General features: G+C 47.5%; 20 protein-coding genes and 1 pseudogene. 17 read left to right on the top strand and 4 right to left on the bottom strand.

What is annotated here, in order from left to right; translation table 11 throughout:
* Positions 1-20 precede the first annotated feature (20 nt).
* Complete coding sequence (locus tag E4Z61_RS06430; RefSeq protein WP_135322051.1) at positions 21-905, bottom strand: DUF4868 domain-containing protein; 885 nt, start codon at positions 903-905, stop codon at positions 21-23.
* Between the two features lie 5 nt (positions 906-910).
* Entirely contained in the window at positions 911-1,432 is a 522-nt protein-coding gene (locus E4Z61_RS06425; protein ID WP_240703856.1) for a hypothetical protein, read from the bottom strand.
* 334 nt (positions 1,433-1,766) lie between these two features.
* Here E4Z61_RS06425 and E4Z61_RS06420 point away from each other — a divergent pair, with 334 nt between their 5' ends.
* From E4Z61_RS06420 to E4Z61_RS06400, 5 genes and pseudogenes are all read left to right on the top strand, one after another.
* Positions 1,767-2,045 carry a phage holin gene (locus E4Z61_RS06420; protein ID WP_001568784.1) on the top strand — a complete coding sequence of 93 codons (279 nt, stop codon included), beginning with the start codon at positions 1,767-1,769 and terminating at the stop codon, positions 2,043-2,045.
* The gene (locus tag E4Z61_RS06415; RefSeq protein WP_135322050.1) at positions 2,017-2,565 is read left to right on the top strand and encodes a lysozyme; all 549 of its coding nucleotides are present in this window, start codon (positions 2,017-2,019) and stop codon (positions 2,563-2,565) included. The genes E4Z61_RS06420 and E4Z61_RS06415 overlap by 29 nt, the downstream gene beginning before the upstream one ends.
* Complete coding sequence (locus tag E4Z61_RS06410) at positions 2,562-3,080, top strand: DUF2514 domain-containing protein (RefSeq protein WP_240703855.1); 519 nt, start codon at positions 2,562-2,564, stop codon at positions 3,078-3,080. Before E4Z61_RS06415 ends, E4Z61_RS06410 begins: the two co-directional genes overlap by 4 nt.
* A 29-nt stretch (positions 3,081-3,109) precedes the next feature.
* A pseudogene (locus tag E4Z61_RS24070) lies at positions 3,110-3,307 on the top strand (hypothetical protein).
* Between the two features lie 83 nt (positions 3,308-3,390).
* A complete protein-coding gene (locus E4Z61_RS06400) occupies positions 3,391-3,687 on the top strand; it encodes a hypothetical protein (protein WP_135322049.1) in 297 nt (98 codons plus the stop codon).
* 311 nt (positions 3,688-3,998) lie between these two features.
* Here the strand turns inward: E4Z61_RS06400 and E4Z61_RS06395 are convergent, their stop codons facing one another.
* Entirely contained in the window at positions 3,999-4,538 is a 540-nt protein-coding gene (locus E4Z61_RS06395; protein ID WP_135322048.1) for a cytochrome b, read from the bottom strand.
* A gap of 273 nt (positions 4,539-4,811) precedes the next feature.
* Between E4Z61_RS06395 and E4Z61_RS06390 the strand changes: the two genes are divergently transcribed.
* Positions 4,812-5,174 carry an HNH endonuclease gene (locus E4Z61_RS06390; protein ID WP_079224593.1) on the top strand — a complete coding sequence of 121 codons (363 nt, stop codon included), beginning with the start codon at positions 4,812-4,814 and terminating at the stop codon, positions 5,172-5,174.
* A 135-nt stretch (positions 5,175-5,309) separates the two neighbouring features.
* Here the strand turns inward: E4Z61_RS06390 and E4Z61_RS06385 are convergent, their stop codons facing one another.
* Positions 5,310-5,825 (bottom strand): hypothetical protein, encoded by a 516-nt coding sequence (locus E4Z61_RS06385; protein WP_135322047.1) that lies wholly within the window; start codon positions 5,823-5,825, stop codon positions 5,310-5,312.
* A 234-nt stretch (positions 5,826-6,059) separates the two neighbouring features.
* Between E4Z61_RS06385 and E4Z61_RS06380 the strand changes: the two genes are divergently transcribed.
* The 11 genes from E4Z61_RS06380 to E4Z61_RS06325 all read left to right on the top strand — a co-directional run bounded on the left by E4Z61_RS06380 (position 6,060) and on the right by E4Z61_RS06325 (position 14,355).
* Complete coding sequence (locus tag E4Z61_RS06380; RefSeq protein ID WP_042309017.1) at positions 6,060-6,494, top strand: phage terminase small subunit P27 family; 435 nt, start codon at positions 6,060-6,062, stop codon at positions 6,492-6,494.
* Positions 6,494-8,215 (top strand): terminase large subunit, encoded by a 1,722-nt coding sequence (locus E4Z61_RS06375; RefSeq protein ID WP_135322046.1) that lies wholly within the window; start codon positions 6,494-6,496, stop codon positions 8,213-8,215. The genes E4Z61_RS06380 and E4Z61_RS06375 overlap by 1 nt, the downstream gene beginning before the upstream one ends.
* A 172-nt stretch (positions 8,216-8,387) precedes the next feature.
* Positions 8,388-9,647: a phage portal protein gene (locus E4Z61_RS06365; RefSeq protein ID WP_135322045.1), complete on the top strand. Its 1,260-nt coding sequence runs from the start codon at positions 8,388-8,390 to the stop codon at positions 9,645-9,647.
* A 36-nt stretch (positions 9,648-9,683) separates the two neighbouring features.
* Positions 9,684-10,604 carry a S49 family peptidase gene (locus E4Z61_RS06360; protein ID WP_135322044.1) on the top strand — a complete coding sequence of 307 codons (921 nt, stop codon included), beginning with the start codon at positions 9,684-9,686 and terminating at the stop codon, positions 10,602-10,604.
* Positions 10,605-10,676: 72 nt separating this feature from the next.
* The gene (locus E4Z61_RS06355) at positions 10,677-11,963 is read left to right on the top strand and encodes a phage major capsid protein (protein WP_135322043.1); all 1,287 of its coding nucleotides are present in this window, start codon (positions 10,677-10,679) and stop codon (positions 11,961-11,963) included.
* A gap of 97 nt (positions 11,964-12,060) precedes the next feature.
* Positions 12,061-12,438, top strand: coding sequence for a hypothetical protein (locus E4Z61_RS06350; RefSeq protein WP_135322042.1), 378 nt, complete (start codon positions 12,061-12,063; stop codon positions 12,436-12,438).
* The gene (locus E4Z61_RS06345) at positions 12,419-12,736 is read left to right on the top strand and encodes a head-tail connector protein (protein ID WP_135322041.1); all 318 of its coding nucleotides are present in this window, start codon (positions 12,419-12,421) and stop codon (positions 12,734-12,736) included. Before E4Z61_RS06350 ends, E4Z61_RS06345 begins: the two co-directional genes overlap by 20 nt.
* On the top strand, positions 12,733-13,083 hold the full coding sequence (locus E4Z61_RS06340; RefSeq protein WP_135322040.1) for a head-tail adaptor protein: 351 nt from the start codon (positions 12,733-12,735) through the stop codon (positions 13,081-13,083). Before E4Z61_RS06345 ends, E4Z61_RS06340 begins: the two co-directional genes overlap by 4 nt.
* Positions 13,052-13,441 (top strand): hypothetical protein, encoded by a 390-nt coding sequence (locus E4Z61_RS06335; RefSeq protein WP_135322039.1) that lies wholly within the window; start codon positions 13,052-13,054, stop codon positions 13,439-13,441. The genes E4Z61_RS06340 and E4Z61_RS06335 overlap by 32 nt, the downstream gene beginning before the upstream one ends.
* Complete coding sequence (locus E4Z61_RS06330) at positions 13,438-13,839, top strand: HK97-gp10 family putative phage morphogenesis protein (RefSeq protein WP_135322038.1); 402 nt, start codon at positions 13,438-13,440, stop codon at positions 13,837-13,839. The genes E4Z61_RS06335 and E4Z61_RS06330 overlap by 4 nt, the downstream gene beginning before the upstream one ends.
* A 33-nt stretch (positions 13,840-13,872) precedes the next feature.
* A complete protein-coding gene (locus tag E4Z61_RS06325; protein ID WP_135322037.1) occupies positions 13,873-14,355 on the top strand; it encodes a phage tail protein in 483 nt (160 codons plus the stop codon).
* The last annotated feature ends 29 nt before the right edge of the window (positions 14,356-14,384 follow it).

Genomic DNA, 14,384 nt, shown 5'->3' with positions numbered 1-14,384 from the left:
TAATTTTCTCCGTATTCCAATTAGATTGGACGCTTTGAATTTGACTTAAAGCGTCTACCACTTATTCCAGAGACCCAAATGTCTTCCTCAATAAAGTCGAGTAGGGCTTTTATTTCCTTTTTTGATGAAGGCATGACGATTTTTTCAACACCACCAATTAATGTGGTTTGTAATGGGAAATTGACTTTGGAAGCTTCAATTTTAAATATTGATAGGTTTTTAGGGGTTAACATCCCTGTCTGATTTATTAACGTAACTTTGTTCCTAATTACTGTATCCGCAACGTTTTTTAAATCAAAACCTTGAGGTGTAGAGAATACACTAAGTTGACTAAATGTAGTAAGTTCTTTATCTGTAGCAGCCGAGAAATAGGACGTCATATCGAAAATACTTCTCAGTTTAAAGAAGCTCTTAAATCGTATTTTATCGTTTTCAATTACGGCAACAAGTTTATCATCAACATTAAAACCAACACTATCAGCTTTGCTAAAAGTAGTTTTACTTGCTACTAATCTCCCGAAGAATGATTTTGAATTATCCAAAATTTGTTTTTTATTAAAGGTTTGTAGTGCGATAATATTAGGGTTTGCTGATGTGCCAACACCGACAAATAATGCTTTAATTTTGTCGATGTCTATTTGACTAGGATCCCATATCGGTACTGCTGTTGGCCTATTGACAGCATCAAGAAGGCTTGCGGAGTCAGTGAATTTCTGAATTTCAAAGCATTCATTATATTTTGGGTCATAACCGGCGTAGAATGATATTTTATTGTTATGATGGCTCTCAAAATGTTGAGATTGTTTTTGAAAAATAGCTGTAACAGATGCGCTGGCATTTCTATCAAGCCCAACTCTAACAATTCTCGGTGTTATTGTATTATCCATTACTGCAAAAAGTGCCATGATTATTATCCTTTAACATGTAAAAAAGTGTAGTCTGTTAATTGAACAACTGTGAATTTAATATCTTTAATATCAGTTATAACTGATTTAGAAATCAAAACAAAACCTACGCCGGTGTCATCCTCGGCTTCGTAAAATTTATAGCCGATGAGTGAAAGAACGGGATTGAAATTATAGTTTTCGGAAAAGCTAATGTAAAATAATAACGATAAGTAAAAGAATAATGCATATGCTTTGTTTTCAGCAATGGAATCGGTACCCAGGAGAGGAAATAGATAACTTAAAAAGTAATTAGTTACTTCTTTGTTAGCTGGTGAAACTGAATTGATATTTTTTGTCAGAGGTTCCAGTTTCCTTTCAGCATATTGGATAAGACCTATAGCCAATAACCAGCTTGCTATTCCTACGCATAAGCTATATTGCATCAACCAAAAGGTTTCTTTTACATACCCAATAAAAAAAAGAGTAGCGCATACAGGCGCAATGGAGCTGGCTGTTAATAATAAGCGTGCTAACTTATTCATCATGACATTCCTTATACTGTATGTATAAACAGTACTTTACATCATGTGTCCCAAAGTATCTATCTTATGAGTAAATCTAACACTAAAAGCCACAGAAAAAAATTAACGCGTACGCAGTTCTTCATGTAACGTGTTAAGGGTGGTCACTTAGACACAAACTTAAGCATTCTCAAACCTCGCTCGGCGGGGTTTTTTGTTTTCTGAAGCCACTAGTAGGTGGCATTTTCATTTCAGGCTCACGGGAATCATCCGTTACGCGCTTTGTTGATAAATCCAGCCCGTGAAGCCTGACCCTTTCATCACACACAGCGCCATCCGAAAAATCGGAGGTGAGGCTATGACCAGAATGAGCACCATTTACAGCAGACTTTCATATGGAACAGGAACCACGCTGACCGGCTGCGGTGTATCAGCGAAGGCATATGCCGAAACAGCTAAAACAGCAAAAGAGGTGTCCTGGATGTTGGCCGACAGAATTGCAGGGTTAAGCCTGAGCGACTGGGCAATTATTGTCGGTATCGCATGCACGGTAATCACCTGTGCAGTGAACTGGTATTTCCGCTGGAAAGAACGGGAGGATCGTCGCAATGGCTATGCCACAAAAGCTGAGGAATAAGCTGAGCGCAGCGGTCGTTGGTCTGATTCTTGCCGGGGCATCCGCGCCCGTTATTCTCGATCAGTTTCTGGATGAGAAAGAGGGGAATAGTCTGACGGCTTATCGCGACGGCGGAGGGCTATGGACGATTTGCCGTGGCGCCACGATGATTGATGGCAAGCCGGTAGTGCAAGGCATGAAGCTGTCAGCTGAGAAATGCGCTCAGGTGAACTCCATAGAACGCGACAAGGCGCTGGCGTGGGTTGAGCGAAACATCAAGGTGTCACTGACCGAACCACAGAAAGCTGGGATCGCATCTTTTTGTCCGTATAACATCGGCCCCGGAAAATGCTTCCCATCCACGTTCTATAAGCGGATCAATGCAGGTGATCGTAAAGGAGCCTGTGAAGCTATTCGCTGGTGGATTAAAGACGGTGGCCGCGACTGTCGACTGACCAAAGGCCAGAAAAATGGCTGCTATGGCCAAGTAGAACGACGAGACCAGGAAAGCGCGCTGACGTGCTGGGGGATAGACCAGTGAGCATACGCTATCAGTGTATTGCCATTTCGATGCTGGTGGTCGTTGCGTTCATTGCAGGGAATGTATGGAGTAATCGTGGTTGGGAAAAAAAGTGGGCGGAACGTGATAGCGCGGAATCATCGCGAACAGCGAACGCGCAGACCGCCGCCCGCATGATTGAACAAGGGCGAATTATTGCCCGGGATGAGGCCGTTAAAGATGCACAAGCACAAGCCGCTAAATCTGCTGCCTCTGTTGCTGGCCTGTCTGCCGCTGTTAGCCAACTGCGCACCGAAGCAACAAAACTCGCTACCCGCCTGGACGCCGCAAAGCACACCGCAGATCTTGCCGCTGCCGTCAGAAGCAAAACAACCGAAGCCGACGCAAGAATGCTCGCCGACATGCTCGGAAGTATTGCAGAAGAAGCTAAATATTATGCTGGAATCGCTGACGACCGCTACAACGCTGGAATGACATGTGAGCGCGTTTACGACTCAGTGAGAGAGTCAAACAACAAGCCTATAGCCTCGCAATAGCGGGGCTTTTTAACAACTGAGGAATAAGCATGACAGTAGTTCTTACAGCTAAGCAGATTGAAGACCTGGCAGCCTTCGCGAAAGAAGATGGTCAGCCCCAATAAACCATCACAACTGGGACAATCCCTGAATTCGAAGCGAATGATGGAGAGGTTATCCCTGAATATACGGGGCTGATCGCCTACTCAGAGTCACTGGAGCACGGTGTGTTGCAACTCGACGACTAGCGGCATTAGAGCAGGCATTCACTGAGTGCCAGTGGTTACTCTATGCGTTATTATCTCCTCAAACTATATGAAGGGGATAGATTGTGGGAACGTTAACCATCGCAGCAATAGCATTATTTATCGGTATCTGGCATGAAATAAATCGATTTCCTGCAACGGTTAAAAGCATATTATCTCTACAGCAAGAAGTTATGGATCTCAAAGACGAAAATGAGAATTTGAGATCAGAAATTGATGCTTTAAAAGGCGAGCTATTAGATATATCTAACCAGATAGAGCGAATAAAAGATCCTGAGTATTACGCCTTGTTGGATGCTGGTGATGGTGATGGTGATGGTGATGGTCTTTATGCTCTTGACAAGTTACGTGGGAATATTTGAAAACCGCCTTAGGGCGGTTTTTTGTTACTCTCCACTCATTAAGGCAAGTGATACTCATTATTATTTAATGGGTCCTCCCGGTGAGGTGGCCTGCCACGGGGCAGCAGCAGCGCGGGATTTGGAGCATTTTTGATTTTTCACGCAACCATTTCAGCATTTGATGCTGATGACGGTAACACTATCCCCGAATACACTGGGTTGGTTGCATTCTCTGATTCAGAAGAACACGGTGTGCTTCAACTTGACTGAGCGGGCATTACAGCAGGCATTCACTGAGCGCTTGCTGTAATGTTAAACATTAAAATTTGTATTTATTTCTTATCGTTACAATCAGGGAACATCCTCAAAAGAGTATTATCTTTCTGGACGTAGTGATGAAATAGCGCTGCACCAGCATGCGCTGCGATTAAAAAATATCCGATGTTTGCCAGTGTTTCGTGAATATCTTTGATAAGTGATTTTGTTTCCCCGTCAGGAGCAACGAACGATACAACGTTAAAACCTAAGAAACTCCAGTCCTTTCCACCGTAAGCCATAATTGCAATACCTAATAATGGTAGAGCCAAAAAAGAAATGTACAGCAGGATATGCATTATTTTAGCCGCCATCATCTGCCAGGCTGGTGGGGGGGGAATGATGGCTGGGTCATGATACTTATGTTTAATAATTAATCGTATTATCATTAAAAACCATACAAACACCCCAACATTGTAATGTGTTTCTTTCATGAGAAGGTAGGTGTTGCTGCCTTTGGGAAACCAGCCACGAAGCTCCATAGCTGCATAGGTTATCGCTATTAATATCAGGGTTAGCCAGTGTAATCGAATCTGAAGTTTTGAGAATTTGACCATTATTCTTGCCTCAAACGGTGTGTTACATCGACCATAAATCATGAAGCTTAACAAATCCTTATTTTTGATGAGAGCTTCAGATTTTGTTATTCCAGCGATCTCACATGAATGTTTTGATAATAATTATCATTTTTATTTCTTTCTGATAATCCGTGATGTTACGGGGCAAGAACCGTGCAGATTCTCGCTATTTATGAGAACTTTGAATCAGCTACTGGTTCATTTTTACTTTCCGCCTATTACCATTTGTATCCAACAAACAGGACTATGCCGATGCCAGCACGTGCTAAACGCCCATGCCGACACAAAGGGTGTGCGGCAATCACCAATGATGTCAGCGGATATTGTGACCAACACCGACAGCAGCATGCTGGTGACGGCTGGCGGAATTATCAGTCGGGAAAGAGCAGGCAAGAACGTGGATATGGGCGACTCTGGGAAATTAAACGAGCGCGTATCCTTCAGCGTGATAAATACCTGTGTCAGAACCATCGCCGACAGAGGATAGCGAAGAAAGCGGCAAGCGTTGACCACATCATTCCAAAAGCTCATGGCGGTACTGATGACGATTCCAACCTTGAGTCGTTGTGCTGGGAATGCCACAGAGCAAAGACAGCAAGAGAACGTATTCGATGATAATATTCACTGCTGTAATGCATAAGAACAGTTTCTACATTCATGCAGATACCCGGAAGGAATTTTGGGTGTTTTTAAGTAAAACATTGGGATGGGGCAAATTTGAGTTAATTCGCCCCTCAGACGAGTTTAGCCCTACTGGAGGGTTGTTTGAATTAGTCGAAGTGCGTTCGGCAGATTCAGAACCCCCTGAGTCAGTAACTGTAGGGTCAAATGTTTTATGGCGTCTCCCGGAAGTTCTCGGAGTTTTGAAATCAATCCCTTCTTCTGATCTTCAGATATATTTGCGACACGGATTATATCCTCAAGGGCAACAATCGTGTCATTGTGTAACCGAACGGTTTGAACCTTAAGGATCGCACTTAAGCCGCCATCATCAAGAAGAAAATCAATTCCTTTCTCTGTAATGTTGCAGTATGGGGCGTTGAAGATAAAATCAACGCCAGCCATGGTTTCGCTACGTACGAAGGGTGTAGAAACAAGAGCATGCATTTCAAGATATAGCATGCACGCCACAAAGTGATCATAGTTGTCAAACTTCTCAATGAGCGCTCGCTCCTGTGCCCTGTTTAAATAGTTAGGAGCACAATCTATATGGGCGTTGAGGATTTCAAGTTGTAAGGCTCTATCATATTTTCTAGTTTTATCCATTTCTTAGACTCCATTGTTTATTTATTGAGATTAACTCAAGACACTTTGCTGAACATCCTGATGGATGACCAGTATCTGCCTTTTGCATGGTTTCTAGCTGCCATCTTCAAGGGGGAGGGGGGGAGTAAATCCCTTACCCCTTTCGCGCTTCAGGACTGCATCCTGAAGGCCATTTTTGTACGTCATAAATAAGGATCTTTTTTCCGGTAGGCTTCACCTATTAAAAGAGGAGTTATGGCTGGTGGAATTCGATCGTCTGGAGGGGGGAGAAAACCCATCTTACCCGCCGGACAAAAAAGTAAATTAACCCGAATTGCACCTCCTGCAGAGTTAATGGGGGAGGCTGCTATAAGAATGTGGAAGACCCAGAGCAAAATCCTGATCGAAAGAGGCGTATTTGAACTTGAAGATGCCCCCTTACTTTTAGCCTACTGCAATGCCTTCCATCTTATGCTTGAAGCTGAAAAATTACTGGCTTCAGGGCTGACAACTGAAAGTGAAATGGGAGGATTAAAAAAACACCCTGCAGTTAACGTCCGAAATGATTCAGTTTCCCAGATTGCCCGTCTGGGCTCACTTCTGGGGTTAGATCCACTCAGCCGTATCAGAATGACCAGTGGCAGAAATGCTCCTGACGATGACGGGAATGAATTTGATGAGTTTGACTGATGTCTACATATCCGAACGTCAATGCAGCGAACCAGTATGCAAGAGATGTTGTTGGCGGGAAGATCCTTGCTTGTCAGTTAACTGTGCTTGCCTGTCAACGACACCTTGATGATTTGGATCGTGCGAAGGATCCTGCCTGGCCTTACCGGTTTGATAAAAACAAGGCCGAGCGATTTTTGCGCTTTGCTCAGAAGATGCCTCATACGGCCGGTGAATGGGCCAGGAAGAAACTACGTATAGAATTTGAGCCCTGGCAAAAGTTTGCTCTTGGTGTGCCATTTGGTTGGGTTAATAAGAAGTCCGGATTCCGCCGTTTTTCTGAAATATATATTGAGGTTCCCAGGAAAAATGGGAAGTCCGCAATTGCAGCTGCCGTTGGTAATTATATGTTTTGCGCTGATGGGGAACATGGTGCAGAAGTGTACTGTGGCGCCACTACAGAAAAACAGGCCTGGAAAGTCTTCTCTCCCGCTCTACAAATGGTAAAAAAACTCCCTGCATTGCGACAAAAATACTCAGTCAAACCTTGGGCGAAGAAAATGACCCGTCCGGATGGCTCTGTTTTTGCGCCAGTCATCGGCGATCCTGGTGACGGCGATTCCCCTTCATGTGCAATTATTGATGAATATCACGAGCACCAAACAGATGCTCTTTATACGACTATGACAACAGGAATGGGGGCAAGGGAACAACCTATCACTCTGATCATTACAACTGCGGGTTATGACATTACTTCTCCGTGTTATGAGAAACGTGCGCAGGTGGTGGAAATTTTACGCCGGAATCGGGTGGGGGAAGAAAATGAAACAATTTTCGGTATTATTTACTGTCTTGATGATGATGACGACTGGACAAAACCTGAAGCATTAATCAAAGCAAATCCAAACTTTGGCATTTCCGTAAAAGAACATTTCCTGCGCGCAAAACAATTGCTTGGCATATCTAATCCCAGCCAGACGAACAAAATTCTTACCAAGCATTTTAACCGGTGGGTAAGTGCCAAGACGGTTTTCTATGATCTGCAAAAATGGATGGCTGCTGCGGACAATAGTCTCAAGTTATCTGATTTCGCCGATGAAGATTGCTGGCTGGGGATAGACCTTGCTTCCAAGGTTGACCTGAATGCGGTCGTACCAGTATTCAGACGGGAAGTGGATGGTATTACGCATTTCTACTGTGTCAGTCCGATGTTCTGGGTGCCTGAAGATACGGTTTACTCACCAGATCCCACATTGAAAACCACTTCTGACCGCTATCAGTCATTTGTTAAACAAGAGATTCTGATACCGACAGAAGGTGCGGAAGTGGACTATCGGCTTATTTTTGAGTCAATCCTTCAATTACGTCAGCGTGTAAAAATTGTTCAGTGTCCTATTGATCCTTACGGTGCAACATCATTACGACACATGCTTGAAGAGGAAGGGCTGGAGCCAGTTGAGATCAGACAAAACTTCACCAACATGAGTGACCCAATGCGTGAAATTGAGGCCGCGCTGGCATCAGGACGTTTTCATCATGACGGTAACCCTATCATGAATTGGTGCATCCAAAATGTTATTGGGCGTTATTTGCCTGGAAGCGATGATATCGTCCGCCCCGGCAAGGAGGGGAAGCAAAATAAAATTGATGGTGCTGTAGGATTACTTATGGGGATCGGACGGGCCATGCTGAACAGTACAGTAAGTAAATCGGCTTATGATGAGGAAGATATTACATGTTAATCACAGTCCTGAGTTTTATTATCGGCCTAGTTGGTGTCGGCTTATTGTCGACCGGCGCCTGGCTTATTTCACCCTCCGTCGGATTTATTACCGGCGGCTTAATTTGCCTGCTGTGGTCGTTTTTAATTGCGAGATCCATATCTACAGGATTTCACAAACCAGGGGGTGAGTAATGTTTATCCCCCAGATGTTTCGGGGTAAATCGCGATCAGGTGGTGGATTCTGGGAAACCATGCTGGGTGGTGTGAGTTCCAGCCAGAGCAAGGCGGGGATCATTATCACTTCTGAAACCGCAATGGCGTTATCGGCGGTCCGGGCATGTGTAACGCTTCTGGCAGAATCGGTGGCGCAACTGCCGTGTGAACTTTACAGGCGAGGCGCTAACGGAGGCCGTGAACGGGCGACTGACCACCCTGTTTATGATCTGATTCATTCCCAGCCCAACAAAAAAGACACTTCATTTGAATACTTTGAACAGCAGCAGGGCCTGCTTGGTCTGGAGGGGAATTGCTACTCGATCATCGACAGGGACGGGAAAGGTTATCCCCGCGAATTAATCCCGGTTAATCCCCAAAAGGTCATTGTCCTGAAAGGCCCGGATGGGATGCCATATTATGAACTACCCGAAATTGGCGAAACGTTGCCAATGCGCATGATGCATCATGTGAAGGTCTTCTCACTGGATGGCTATATCGGCAGTTCCCCAATCCAGACGAACGCGGATGTTCTTGGGCTAAACCTCGCCGTGGAAGAGCATGCTTCTCAGGTCTTTCGCCGTGGTACAACGATGAGCGGCGTTATTGAGCGTCCAAAAGACGCTCCGACGATCAAAAGCCAGGATGCTATCGACCGCCTGCTGGCAAAGTGGACGAACAGATATTCCGGCGTCAGAAACGCCTTCTCTGTTGCATTGCTTCAGGAAGGGATGAGTTATAAACAGTTATCTCAGGATAACGAGAAAGCTCAATTATTGCAGTCCCGACAATGGGGCGTGGAAGAAGTGTGCCGGCTTTATAAAATCCCGCCTCATATGGTGCAGATGCTGGAGAAAGCCACGAATAACAACATAGAGCACCAGGGGCTGCAGTTTGTGATGTACACGCTGTTGGCCTGGCTGAAGCGTCATGAAGGCGCATTAATGCGCGATCTTCTTTTACCCAGCGAGCGCGGTGATCTGTACATAGAATTCAATGTCTCTGGCCTGTTGCGCGGGGATCAGAAGTCGCGTTATGAATCTTATGCATTAGGCCGCCAGTGGGGGTGGTTATCGGTTAATGATATTCGCCGTATGGAGAACCTTCCACCCATCGCCGGAGGTGATAAATACCTGACGCCTCTGAATATGGTCGACAGTAAACAAATCTTACCTGGCAATAACGAGCCAACAGCTAAACAACTGGCAGAAATCAACTCTATTCTGTCCAGAAACTGAATATCACCCGCAGTGCGGGCTGACCTGGTAAACATCATGACAAAAAATTTAATTAATCTGCCGCATCTGGCGGCTATGGTCTTTGGTGTACCACATTACGTGACACGACAGACAATGGATTCTGTAAAAGCTGTGCTGGTTCCCCGTATTCAGGGAATATCAGAAGAGGCTGGAATTCACATGACGAAGGATCCTGATAACAATCAGGCGCCAGATTTGGTTCAACCAGCTGGTGGAATGGCAGTTATTCCTGTTCACGGCATTCTGGTTCCGCGTCGTGGGCAAATTACTGCAATGTGTTCTGAACTTACCAGCTATGAGCGCATACGTAGCCAGGTGCATGCTGCATTAAATGACCCTTCCATCAGTGAAATTGTACTGGATATAAATTCTGGTGGTGGTGCGGCGGTTGGATGCAAGGAACTGGCCGATTATATTTTCCAGTCACGTCAAACTAAGCCTATTACTGCAATTGTGAACTACAGCGCCTATTCTGCGGCTTACTTTATCGCTTCGGCCTGCAGCAAAATTGTAGTCAGCCAGACCAGTGGAGTCGGCTCGATTGGAGTGATCATGGAACACCTGGATACTTCCAGGATGGAAGAGCAAATGGGGTTAACATTCACCACGATTTTTCGGGGAGATAACAAAAATAACGGTACACAACATGAGCCACTGAGTGAAGACGCTCGGGGAATGTTCCAGAGGATGATTGACGATATGTACGAGACGTTTATTACATCTGTAGCGGAATACCGGAATCTTGCCCCTCAGACGGTGATTAACACGCAGGCCGGAATCTATTTCGGCGCTGATGCCATTTCTGCTGGTCTTGCCGATGAAGTTTCGGATCCTCAGTCCGCAATTAATGCCATTGCGGCAAAGTACAAACAACCTCAACGAACCACTTCCATAAAGTTGCAGGCAGCCGCGATGGACCTGCAAACAAGAATGTAACCCGGCGCTAACGCGTCATTGCCAGAAAGCAGCCTGTTGGCTGCTTTTTTTATGCCAAAAAGAGAGAAAACTATGCCACAGATTGAAGAATTACGTCGTCAGCGTGCGGGTATTAATGAACAGGTACAGGCCCTGGCCACGATTGAAACTACCGGTGGAACGCTGACAGCGGAGCAGTTAACCGAATTTGCCAGCCTGCAGCAGCAGTTCACGGATATCAGCGCCAAAATGGAACGTCTGGAAGCGGCTGAACGTGCTGCAGCGCTTGTTGCTAAACCAGTTAAAGGTACACAGCAGGCTCCTGGTATCAGCGTTAAAGCAGAGCCAAAGCAATATACCGGCGCAGGCATGACCCGTCTGGTAATGTCGATTGCGGCAGCACAGGGTAACGTCCAGGACGCTGCAAAATTTGCAGCTGAAGAACTGAATGACCCGTCTGTCTCGATGGCCATCAATACTGCCGCCGCGTCAGGTGGAGTTCTTATTCCGCAAAACCTCCACAACGAGGTGATCGAACTGCTGCGTGATCGCACCATCGTTCGTAAGCTGGGCGCGCGCTCCATTCCGCTGCCGAACGGCAATATGGCGCTGCCGCGTCTGGCTGGTGGTGCGACGGCGAGTTACACAGGGGAAGGCAAGGATGCGAAAGTATCAGAAGCCCGCTTTGATGATGTGAAACTCACTGCGAAAACCATGATTGCGATGGTGCCAATCTCCAACCAGCTGATTGGTCGTGCCGGCTACAACGTGGAGCAACTGGTCCTGCAGGATATTCTGACCGCGATTTCTGTTCGCGAAGATAAAGCCTTTATGCGTGATGACGGTACCGGTGATACGCCGATCGGTATGAAAGCGCGGGCAACCGAATGGAGCCGCCTGCTGCCGTGGGAAGCTGCTGCTGATATCAATCTGAATACGATTGATGCGTATCTCGACAGCATCATCCTGATGGCTATGGACGGGAACAGCAACATGATCAGCTGCGGCTGGGGTATGTCGAACCGTACCTACATGAAACTGTTCGGGCTGCGCGACGGTAACGGTAATAAGGTCTACCCGGAAATGGCCCAGGGGATCCTGAAAGGATTTCAGATTCAGCGTACCAGCGCTATCCCGGCAAACCTCGGTGACGGCGGCAAGGAGTCAGAAATTTACTTCGCTGACTTTAATGACGTGGTAATCGGTGAGGATGGCAACATGAAGGTGTCCTTCTCGCAGGAAGCCTCCTACCAGGACGGGGACGGCAATCTGGTTTCCGCGTTCTCCCGTAACCAGTCGTTGATCCGTGTGGTGACGGAGCACGATATCGGCTTCCGTCATCCGGAAGGTCTTGTTCTCGGGACAAAAGTGCTGTTTTAACCGGTCCTGCACTCTGTGCGACCACGGTCACACAGAGTAAAAGCACGTAGTTTCCCTGGCCCGCAGCAGCGGGTTTTTTCTTTTCAGGAGCAAAACGATGACAACGAAAGCGGCAAAAGCAACGGCAGCGGCGGCAGCAGCCGGGGATGTGAAAAAGCCGGATGAACTGACGCCGGAAAATACAGTGGACGGGGATGACGGTCAGAATACTGCAGCGGGTTCAGGTGATGCAGGTGTTGATCTGATCGAAAGTGAAACAAACGGGGCCACGGGCCTGACGGGAGCAGAAGTGGAGCGGAAAGCGGTTGTTTTCCTGGGACCATACCATCGTTATTCACGCGGTGATACGGCCTGTTTTGATGCTGAGTACGCAGAGAAACTGGTTGAACGCCATATAGCAGTATGGCCAAAAGATGCGAAAAAAGCGCTGAGTCCCCGCCAGGGAGCCGATGATCATGATACTGACATTGGATGACGTGAAAACCCAACTCCGCCTGGAGCCGGATTTCACTGAGCATGACGATATGCTCACAAAAATGGTGGCGGCTGCGCAGAAGAGTGTTGAGCGCGACTATTACTGCAAACTGGTGGGCAGCGATGACGAACTACATGCGCTGCCGGAAGGTGAACGCGGTTTTGTAGCGGATGAGGATATCCAGCTGGCCATGCAGTATCTGGTCGGGGATGCGTATCTGAACGGTTTCACCGGTCAGTGGCTGGAGACGGCTGCGGTCCGGCACCTTCTTTTCCCGTTGCAGGAGAACACCGTATGAGCCTGAAGCCGGAAGAGATGACCTGCCGTCTTTCGATTGGGTATATGCAATCCGGGCGGGGGCCGCTGGGCGAATACCTGCCGGAACAGCTGGTCGTGACAGGGAAAGCCTGGGCGAAGTGCGAGCTGGTATCGGGCAGAAAGGTCCGCACACTGGATCAGCAGCAGGTTGTTGAAACGTGTCTTTTTACCACTCATCCGAGCCTGAATATTGATATCGACTGGAAAATAACGACGTCTGATCGGGTTTATACCGTTCGTAACGTCGGGCGCCTGGCGGACCGTATCATCATCACAGGGGAGGCAGACGCACGCCATGATCGAGCAGGCATTGAAGGTAGCGCTTGAACGCTTAACCGGGCTGGATGCTTACCCTCTCCTCCTGCCGGATCAGCTGCAGGAGGGGATTACTTACCAGTGTATTTCCGATCCGGAAATGTACGCCGGACTGTTACGCACAGGCCTGATTGCGGGCCGCTTCCAGATAGCGATTCATCTGCTCAATGACTACACCCGCCTGATACAGCTGGATAAGAAAATCAGCGCGGAATGGACCGCTATCGTGCATGGCCAGCTTGAGGGCTTTCCCGTGCAGTATGTGGTCCGGGGTGGAATACAGCAGAGTAAATCGGTACTGACCAGCGGCAATATTCAGTACCGGTTCGTGCGGGATTTTACCTTTTACTACCGGGACGCCTCACCATGATCACCATGGACGTAAAAGGCCTGGACGAGCTGGAGCGGCAGCTTATCGCGCTCGGTGAAAAGGTCGGCACGAAGGTGTTACGTGACGCGGGGCGTGAGGCGCTGAAAGTGGTTGAAGAAGACATGAAACAACATGCCGGATTCGACGATGCGTCCTCTGCAGAGCATATGCGTGATTCCATCAAAATTCGCTCATCCACCCGGAAAGGTCGTGGAAATACGGTGGTCACCCTTCGGGTTGGTCCCAGCAAAAAGCATTACATGAAAGCGCTGGCGCAGGAGTTCGGTACGGTTAAACAGGTTGCCGATCCGTTCATCCGTCCGGCACTGGATTACAACGTCCGGCAGGTTCTGCGCATTCTGACCGTAGAAATCCGCAATGGCATTCAGAACAGGTAGCAACCGCTGCCCACTATTTAAGAGAGAATCATTATGGCTGATGAAAATAACACGCCAAAATCATCCCCTGAGTACGCGATGCTTCCTGCCGGGACGGTGGTGAAGTTCGGCGAGGTGGGGGCCGCTGTGGCTGCGCTCAAACCCCTGATTAACTGTAAGGCGCTGGGTGCGACAGGTCAGACGGGGGGATTTGTCGACTGTACCACCCTGCTGGACAAGAGTAAGCAGTCGATATCCGACCTGCCGGAAGGGCCGGAAAAATCGCTGGGATTTATTGACGACCCAGGAAACGAAGATTTCACCGCGTTCCTCAATGCTGCAGAACAGCGTAAGACCGTTCAGTTTTATATTGAGCTGCCGAACAAACGAACGGCTTCAATGATCCTTGCGCTTTCAGGCTGGCAGATGAACGAAATCACAGCGCCTGCCAGTGAAGTTATCCAGATTACGGTGCAGGGTAAGCAAAACAACATTAAATGGGGGAGTGCCGCGCCAGCGCCAGATGCCGGAGCGTAATCCGTTTCTCGTTATACACCGCCTCCGGG

Origin of the sequence: Citrobacter tructae (assembly GCF_004684345.1) — a bacterium.
Lineage (GTDB): Bacteria > Pseudomonadota > Gammaproteobacteria > Enterobacterales > Enterobacteriaceae > Citrobacter > Citrobacter tructae.
The sequence above is the reverse complement of the archived record's forward strand: the minus strand, read 5'-3'. Positions and strand labels throughout refer to the sequence as shown.

What these genes read in the sequence shown, in the direction of transcription:
- E4Z61_RS06430 (WP_135322051.1), bottom strand. Translation starts at nt 905, where the DNA reads ATGGCACTTTTTGCAGTAATGGATAATACAATAACACCGAGAATTGTT.
- E4Z61_RS06425 (WP_240703856.1), bottom strand. Translation starts at nt 1,432, where the DNA reads ATGATGAATAAGTTAGCACGCTTATTATTAACAGCCAGCTCCATTGCG.
- E4Z61_RS06420 (WP_001568784.1), top strand. Translation starts at nt 1,767, where the DNA reads ATGACCAGAATGAGCACCATTTACAGCAGACTTTCATATGGAACAGGA.
- E4Z61_RS06415 (WP_135322050.1), top strand. Translation starts at nt 2,017, where the DNA reads ATGGCTATGCCACAAAAGCTGAGGAATAAGCTGAGCGCAGCGGTCGTT.
- E4Z61_RS06395 (WP_135322048.1), bottom strand. Translation starts at nt 4,538, where the DNA reads ATGGTCAAATTCTCAAAACTTCAGATTCGATTACACTGGCTAACCCTG.
- E4Z61_RS06390 (WP_079224593.1), top strand. Translation starts at nt 4,812, where the DNA reads ATGCCAGCACGTGCTAAACGCCCATGCCGACACAAAGGGTGTGCGGCA.
- E4Z61_RS06385 (WP_135322047.1), bottom strand. Translation starts at nt 5,825, where the DNA reads ATGGATAAAACTAGAAAATATGATAGAGCCTTACAACTTGAAATCCTC.
- E4Z61_RS06380 (WP_042309017.1), top strand. Translation starts at nt 6,060, where the DNA reads ATGGCTGGTGGAATTCGATCGTCTGGAGGGGGGAGAAAACCCATCTTA.
- E4Z61_RS06375 (WP_135322046.1), top strand. Translation starts at nt 6,494, where the DNA reads ATGTCTACATATCCGAACGTCAATGCAGCGAACCAGTATGCAAGAGAT.
- E4Z61_RS06365 (WP_135322045.1), top strand. Translation starts at nt 8,388, where the DNA reads ATGTTTATCCCCCAGATGTTTCGGGGTAAATCGCGATCAGGTGGTGGA.
- E4Z61_RS06360 (WP_135322044.1), top strand. Translation starts at nt 9,684, where the DNA reads ATGACAAAAAATTTAATTAATCTGCCGCATCTGGCGGCTATGGTCTTT.
- E4Z61_RS06355 (WP_135322043.1), top strand. Translation starts at nt 10,677, where the DNA reads ATGCCACAGATTGAAGAATTACGTCGTCAGCGTGCGGGTATTAATGAA.
- E4Z61_RS06350 (WP_135322042.1), top strand. Translation starts at nt 12,061, where the DNA reads ATGACAACGAAAGCGGCAAAAGCAACGGCAGCGGCGGCAGCAGCCGGG.
- E4Z61_RS06345 (WP_135322041.1), top strand. Translation starts at nt 12,419, where the DNA reads ATGATACTGACATTGGATGACGTGAAAACCCAACTCCGCCTGGAGCCG.
- E4Z61_RS06340 (WP_135322040.1), top strand. Translation starts at nt 12,733, where the DNA reads ATGAGCCTGAAGCCGGAAGAGATGACCTGCCGTCTTTCGATTGGGTAT.
- E4Z61_RS06335 (WP_135322039.1), top strand. Translation starts at nt 13,052, where the DNA reads ATGATCGAGCAGGCATTGAAGGTAGCGCTTGAACGCTTAACCGGGCTG.
- E4Z61_RS06330 (WP_135322038.1), top strand. Translation starts at nt 13,438, where the DNA reads ATGATCACCATGGACGTAAAAGGCCTGGACGAGCTGGAGCGGCAGCTT.
- E4Z61_RS06325 (WP_135322037.1), top strand. Translation starts at nt 13,873, where the DNA reads ATGGCTGATGAAAATAACACGCCAAAATCATCCCCTGAGTACGCGATG.